Annotated in this window: 2 protein-coding genes; both read right to left on the bottom strand. The window is 72.6% G+C overall.

The genetic code is table 11. From position 1 onward, the window contains the following. Window positions 1-1,216, bottom strand: a 1,216-nt coding sequence (locus KGQ19_RS48380; protein ID WP_212022361.1) for a S8 family serine peptidase, incomplete at its 3' end; no start/stop codon positions are given. A 14-nt stretch (window positions 1,217-1,230) separates the two neighbouring features. Beyond that, on the bottom strand, window positions 1,231-1,956 hold the full coding sequence (locus tag KGQ19_RS48375; RefSeq protein ID WP_212022359.1) for a hypothetical protein: 726 nt from the start codon (window positions 1,954-1,956) through the stop codon (window positions 1,231-1,233). Window positions 1,957-2,136: the final 180 nt, after the last annotated feature.

Below are 2,136 nucleotides of genomic sequence, written 5' to 3'. Positions count from 1 at the left end.
GCCCCCGCACCAGCAGCCACCCGCCGAGCACCAGCGAACCGGTCATCGCCACCGCCGCGTCGGCCATCCCGCGCTGCCGCTTGCTCAGTCCCCCGATGCTCTGGTCCGCGACCTCCTCCGGGCCGAACCCGAAGTACTTCGCCCCCTGATACGCCTGCGCGTGGGGCGTCGGCGGCTGCCCGGCCACCCCGGCGGCCGCCTTCAGCGCCGCGACCGGGTCCACGATCCCGTTGCCGATCTGGTCGTCGCGCCCGCCGGCCGGCCGGTGCGAAGCCGTGCTCTTCAGGATCTGCGCCACCTGCTCCGGGCTCAGCGCCGGGTTCGCCGAGCGGATCAGCGCCACGACCCCGGCGACGTACGCGCACGCCGGGCTGGTCCCGGCGCCGACCAGGATGTCGTCGCCGATCTCCGGCCCGAAGTCGGCGTAGGTGTCCCCGGCCAGGTCGTTGATCGGCAGGGCCATCGGGATGTTCACGCCGGGCGCGGCGACGGCCACGTCCCAACCGGTCGAGGAGAAGAACGCGCGCTTGCCGGTCTGGTCCACGGCCGCCACCCCGATCACCCCGCGCTCGCCGGCCGGGTACTCGGTCACGTCCTTGTCCGGCTTGTCGCCCGAGTTCCCCGCCGAGACGACCACCGAGACCCCGTGCGCGATCGCGTAGCGCACAGCGTCGGCCTCGTTCGTGGTGTCGCTGTCCGCGCCGGGCACCGTGCCGCCCAGCGACATGCTGATGACCTGCGCGCCGTGGTCGACCGCGTACTTGATGCCCTCGGAGATCGGCGTGTGCGAGGCCTGGAGCAGGCCGTTGTCCGGGCTCTCGTCGTCCCGGATCACCCGCACCGACAGGATCTTCGCGGCCGGGGCCACCCCCATGACGCCCTGCGAACCGCCGGGACCGTGGCCGTGGCCGGCGATGACCGAGGCCATGCCGGTCCCGTGCACACCCCAGTCCGGGTCCCCGGGCTTCTCGGTGCCGCCGACGAAGTCCGGACCGGCGGTCACCTGGCCGGTCAGGTCCGCGCGGGTGCCGACGACGCCGGTGTCCAGGACCGCGACCGTCACGCCCGCACCCTTCGTGGTCTTCCACGCCTGCGGGAGGTTCAGGAAGGAGATCGGCCACTGCGCCGTGCGGACCGCGTCGGCGGCTCGGGCGGCGGGAGCGGCGATCAGCACCGGGAGCGCCGCCGCGAGTGCGAGGGCTGATACGCGGCGCATACGCGTGACGGTCGTCACTGGCCCTTCCCCGCATTGCTGAACTCGCCGGCGAACAGATCGGACAACCCCGAAGCCGCCTGCACCGGCGGCGAGTCGGCGACCAGCGCCTTACCCGACCCGGTCCGCAACTGCGCGGCCGTCGAACCGGCGCGGCCGTCCGCGAACCCTGACACGACGTACACGAGATAGGAACCGTCGTTGGACGCCTGCGAGTTCCACGTCACGCGCTGATTGTCGGCGAACCCGGCGGCCGCGGTGGCCGGAACGGGGAACACGTCCGGCATCAGCTCCGGCCGGCGGGCGTCGGCATCCGGCGTCCACTGCCGCCACACCTTGTCGCGCGCCGAGGCGTCGCCCCCGACCACCACCACGCCGACGGTCGCGAAGACCGTCTGGGTGATGTCGGTATAGGTGGCCCGCAGGACTTTGACACAGCTGGTGCCGGGAGCGTCCGTGGCGAGCTCGTCACCGAAGGCCTTGGGGAGCACGTCGCAGCCCGCGGCGGGGGCGATCCCCAGCCGCAGGTACTGGCTGCCCAGCGTCACGGTCGACGGGAAGACCTGCTCGACCGGCTTGGTGCGCCACAGCGCCAGGATCGACTCGTCCGCGAGCTGGGACGGCGCAACCGGCACCGGCTTGGCTGCCTGAGAGGAGCCGGACGTGGTCACAACGGCGGTGGCCGCGATCGCGGCGCCGAGCGCGACGCTCAACACCGCGCCCATCCAGTAGCGCTTAGGCATGCCGCTCCGCGTCCCCCCAGGACTCCTACCGAAATCGTGACTCGAACCTCAGAAACCACAGAACAGTAGCCGGGTTGCCGCTGCGTGCGTAACCCGATCTCCGGACCGGCCTGATCACCGCCGACCGGCGATGTGCCACCGATGCGCGGCCGGTGCACCGAAGGCGCCGGTCCCCCACCC

This window comes from Catenulispora pinistramenti (genome assembly GCF_018274385.1).
Lineage (GTDB): Bacteria > Actinomycetota > Actinomycetes > Streptomycetales > Catenulisporaceae > Catenulispora > Catenulispora pinistramenti.
The sequence above is the reverse complement of the archived record's forward strand: the minus strand, read 5'-3'. Positions and strand labels throughout refer to the sequence as shown.

What these genes read in the sequence shown, in the direction of transcription:
- KGQ19_RS48375 (WP_212022359.1), bottom strand. Translation starts at nt 1,956, where the DNA reads ATGCCTAAGCGCTACTGGATGGGCGCGGTGTTGAGCGTCGCGCTCGGC.